Source organism: Streptomyces sp. NPDC102278, assembly GCF_044766345.1.
Taxonomy (GTDB): Bacteria; Actinomycetota; Actinomycetes; order Streptomycetales; family Streptomycetaceae; genus Streptomyces.
On record NZ_JBIWLV010000043.1, the window covers coordinates 1 to 5,087 of the forward strand.

Annotated in this window: 2 rRNA genes; both read right to left on the minus strand. The window is 56.9% G+C overall.

Going from position 1 to position 5,087, the window contains the following annotated elements:
- Positions 1 to 40 precede the first annotated feature (40 nt).
- Positions 41 to 3,164: ribosomal RNA gene (locus ACIRO3_RS36820) — 23S ribosomal RNA — on the minus strand.
- 287 nt (positions 3,165 to 3,451) lie between these two features.
- A 16S ribosomal RNA gene (locus ACIRO3_RS36825) occupies positions 3,452 to 4,976 on the minus strand.
- Together the 16S and 23S rRNA genes form the textbook arrangement of a ribosomal RNA operon.
- Positions 4,977 to 5,087 lie beyond the last annotated feature (111 nt).

Below are 5,087 nucleotides of genomic sequence, written 5' to 3' on the forward strand. Positions count from 1 at the left end.
GTTCGTTACTTCAGAACTAACACAGTGGACGCGAGCAACTGAGGACAAGCCCTCGGCCTATTAGTACCAGTCAGCTCCACCCGTTACCGGGCTTCCACATCTGGCCTATCAACCCAGTCGTCTACTGGGAGCCTTACCCTCTCAAGGAGGTGGGAATACTCATCTTGAAGCAGGCTTCCCGCTTAGATGCTTTCAGCGGTTATCCCTCCCGAACGTAGCCAACCAGCCATGCCCTTGGCAGGACAACTGGCACACCAGAGGTTCGTCCGTCCCGGTCCTCTCGTACTAGGGACAGCCCTTCTCAATATTCCTACGCGCACAGCGGATAGGGACCGAACTGTCTCACGACGTTCTAAACCCAGCTCGCGTACCGCTTTAATGGGCGAACAGCCCAACCCTTGGGACCGACTCCAGCCCCAGGATGCGACGAGCCGACATCGAGGTGCCAAACCATCCCGTCGATATGGACTCTTGGGGAAGATCAGCCTGTTATCCCCGGGGTACCTTTTATCCGTTGAGCGACGGCGCTTCCACAAGCCACCGCCGGATCACTAGTCCCGACTTTCGTCCCTGCTCGACCCGTCGGTCTCACAGTCAAGCTCCCTTGTGCACTTACACTCAACACCTGATTGCCAACCAGGCTGAGGGAACCTTTGGGCGCCTCCGTTACCCTTTGGGAGGCAACCGCCCCAGTTAAACTACCCATCAGACACTGTCCCTGATCCGGATCACGGACCGAGGTTAGACATCCAGCACGACCAGAGTGGTATTTCAACGGCGACTCCACAACCACTGGCGTGGCTGCTTCAAAGTCTCCCACCTATCCTACACAAGCCGAACCGAACACCAATATCAAACTGTAGTAAAGGTCCCGGGGTCTTTCCGTCCTGCTGCGCGAAACGAGCATCTTTACTCGTAGTGCAATTTCACCGGGCCTATGGTTGAGACAGTCGAGAAGTCGTTACGCCATTCGTGCAGGTCGGAACTTACCCGACAAGGAATTTCGCTACCTTAGGATGGTTATAGTTACCACCGCCGTTTACTGGCGCTTAAGTTCTCAGCTTCGCACGCCCGAAAGCGCACTAACCGGTCCCCTTAACGTTCCAGCACCGGGCAGGCGTCAGTCCGTATACATCGCCTTACGGCTTCGCACGGACCTGTGTTTTTAGTAAACAGTCGCTTCTCGCTGGTCTCTGCGGCCACCCCCAGCTCAAGCAGCAAGTGCTATCACCAGTGATGGCCCCCCTTCTCCCGAAGTTACGGGGGCATTTTGCCGAGTTCCTTAACCATAGTTCACCCGAACGCCTCGGTATTCTCTACCTGACCACCTGAGTCGGTTTAGGGTACGGGCCGCCATGAAACTCGCTAGAGGCTTTTCTCGACAGCATAGGATCATCCACTTCACCACAATCGGCTCGGCATCAGGTCTCAGCCTTGATGAGGGACGGATTTGCCTACCCCTCGGCCTACACCCTTACCCCGGGACTACCACCGCCCGGGTTGGACTACCTTCCTGCGTCACCCCATCGCTTACCTACTACCACCTTGGGCCGGCGGCTCCACCACTTTCCTTTCCCCGAAGGGTCCGGAACGGCTTCACGGCCTTAGCATTAGAGGATTCGATATTGGGCGTTTCAAAGCGGGTACCGGAATATCAACCGGTTGTCCATCGACTACGCCTGTCGGCCTCGCCTTAGGTCCCGACTTACCCTGGGCAGATCAGCTTGACCCAGGAACCCTTAGTCAATCGGCGCACACGTTTCTCACGTGTGTATCGCTACTCATGCCTGCATTCTCACTCGTGAACCGTCCACAACTAGCTTCCGCTGCTGCTTCACCCGGCACACGACGCTCCCCTACCCATCCCAGCCCCCGTTGGGGGTATGTGCTGGAATGACACGACTTCGGCGGTACGCTTGAGCCCCGCTACATTGTCGGCGCGGAATCACTTGACCAGTGAGCTATTACGCACTCTTTCAAGGGTGGCTGCTTCTAAGCCAACCTCCTGGTTGTCTCTGCGACTCCACATCCTTTCCCACTTAGCGTACGCTTGGGGGCCTTAGTCGATGCTCTGGGCTGTTTCCCTCTCGACCATGGAGCTTATCCCCCACAGTCTCACTGCCGTGCTCTCACTTACCGGCATTCGGAGTTTGGCTAAGGTCAGTAACCCGGTAGGGCCCATCGCCTATCCAGTGCTCTACCTCCGGCAAGAAACACACGACGCTGCACCTAAATGCATTTCGGGGAGAACCAGCTATCACGGAGTTTGATTGGCCTTTCACCCCTAACCACAGGTCATCCCCCAGGTTTTCAACCCTGGTGGGTTCGGTCCTCCACGAAGTCTTACCTCCGCTTCAACCTGCCCATGGCTAGATCACTCCGCTTCGGGTCTAGAGCGTGCAACTCAATCGCCCTATTCGGACTCGCTTTCGCTACGGCTTCCCCACACGGGTTAACCTCGCTACACACCGCTAACTCGCAGGCTCATTCTTCAAAAGGCACGCAGTCACGACGCATTGAGTAAACTCAATGCGCGACGCTCCCACGGCTTGTAGGCACACGGTTTCAGGTACTATTTCACTCCGCTCCCGCGGTACTTTTCACCATTCCCTCACGGTACTATCCGCTATCGGTCACCAGGGAATATTTAGGCTTAGCGGGTGGTCCCGCCAGATTCACACGGGATTTCTCGGGCCCCGTGCTACTTGGGAGATTCTTAAGCAAGCCGCTGATGTTTCGTCTACGGGGGTCTTACCCTCTACGCCGGACCTTTCGCATGTCCTTCGACTACATCAACGGTTTCTGACTCGCCGACCGGCCGGCAGACCGATCAAAAGAATTCCCACAACCCCGCATGCGCAACCCCTGCCGGGTATCACACGCATACGGTTTGGCCTCATCCGGTTTCGCTCGCCACTACTCCCGGAATCACGGTTGTTTTCTCTTCCTGAGGGTACTGAGATGTTTCACTTCCCCTCGTTCCCTCCACACTGCCTATGTGTTCAGCAGTGGGTGACAGCCCATGACGACTGCCGGGTTTCCCCATTCGGACACCCCCGGATCAAAGCTCAGTTGGCAGCTCCCCGGGGCCTATCGCGGCCTCTCACGTCCTTCATCGGTTCCTGGTGCCAAGGCATCCACCGTGTGCCCTTAAAAACTTGCCCACAGATGCTCGCGTCCACTGTGTAGTTCTCAAGCAACGACCAGTCACCCATCACCCTGATCCATACAGATCAAGTTCACTGGGGCCGGCATCGCGAAGATACAACCTTTACGGCCGTACCCTCAGATACCCAACAACGTGCCAGGCACCAGACCTCATCCGGATTCTCTTTCCACGCCGAAGCAGTACTCGAGAGACCATCAGATGATCTGGCGCCAAATAATCAACGTTCCACCCATGAGCTGACCGTGCAGAACATTTGTCTGCAATCGGTACTGTGCTCCTTAGAAAGGAGGTGATCCAGCCGCACCTTCCGGTACGGCTACCTTGTTACGACTTCGTCCCAATCGCCAGTCCCACCTTCGACAGCTCCCTCCCTTACGGGTTGGGCCACCGGCTTCGGGTGTTACCGACTTTCGTGACGTGACGGGCGGTGTGTACAAGGCCCGGGAACGTATTCACCGCAGCAATGCTGATCTGCGATTACTAGCAACTCCGACTTCATGGGGTCGAGTTGCAGACCCCAATCCGAACTGAGACCGGCTTTTTGAGATTCGCTCCACCTCACGGTATCGCAGCTCATTGTACCGGCCATTGTAGCACGTGTGCAGCCCAAGACATAAGGGGCATGATGACTTGACGTCGTCCCCACCTTCCTCCGAGTTGACCCCGGCGGTCTCCTGTGAGTCCCCATCACCCCGAAGGGCATGCTGGCAACACAGGACAAGGGTTGCGCTCGTTGCGGGACTTAACCCAACATCTCACGACACGAGCTGACGACAGCCATGCACCACCTGTATACCGACCACAAGGGGGGCACTATCTCTAATGCTTTCCGGTATATGTCAAGCCTTGGTAAGGTTCTTCGCGTTGCGTCGAATTAAGCCACATGCTCCGCTGCTTGTGCGGGCCCCCGTCAATTCCTTTGAGTTTTAGCCTTGCGGCCGTACTCCCCAGGCGGGGAACTTAATGCGTTAGCTGCGGCACCGACGACGTGGAATGTCGCCAACACCTAGTTCCCAACGTTTACGGCGTGGACTACCAGGGTATCTAATCCTGTTCGCTCCCCACGCTTTCGCTCCTCAGCGTCAGTAATGGCCCAGAGATCCGCCTTCGCCACCGGTGTTCCTCCTGATATCTGCGCATTTCACCGCTACACCAGGAATTCCGATCTCCCCTACCACACTCTAGCTAGCCCGTATCGAATGCAGACCCGAGGTTAAGCCTCGGGCTTTCACATCCGACGTGACAAGCCGCCTACGAGCTCTTTACGCCCAATAATTCCGGACAACGCTTGCGCCCTACGTATTACCGCGGCTGCTGGCACGTAGTTAGCCGGCGCTTCTTCTGCAGGTACCGTCACTTTCGCTTCTTCCCTGCTGAAAGAGGTTTACAACCCGAAGGCCGTCATCCCTCACGCGGCGTCGCTGCATCAGGCTTTCGCCCATTGTGCAATATTCCCCACTGCTGCCTCCCGTAGGAGTCTGGGCCGTGTCTCAGTCCCAGTGTGGCCGGTCGCCCTCTCAGGCCGGCTACCCGTCGTCGCCTTGGTGGGCCATTACCCCACCAACAAGCTGATAGGCCGCGGGCTCATCCTTCACCGCCGGAGCTTTTAACCCCCACCCATGCAGGCAGGAGTGTTATCCGGTATTAGACCCCGTTTCCAGGGCTTGTCCCAGAGTGAAGGGCAGATTGCCCACGTGTTACTCACCCGTTCGCCACTAATCCACCCCGAAGGGCTTCATCGTTCGACTTGCATGTGTTAAGCACGCCGCCAGCGTTCGTCCTGAGCCAGGATCAAACTCTCCATGAATGTTTACCCGTAATCGGGTGCACACGCACTTAGAGCGGGCCGATCATGTCGGAATAAGACCGATCGACCACTGCGTCCTCGCTGTGTAATCGCCTGCAAGCACCACAACCC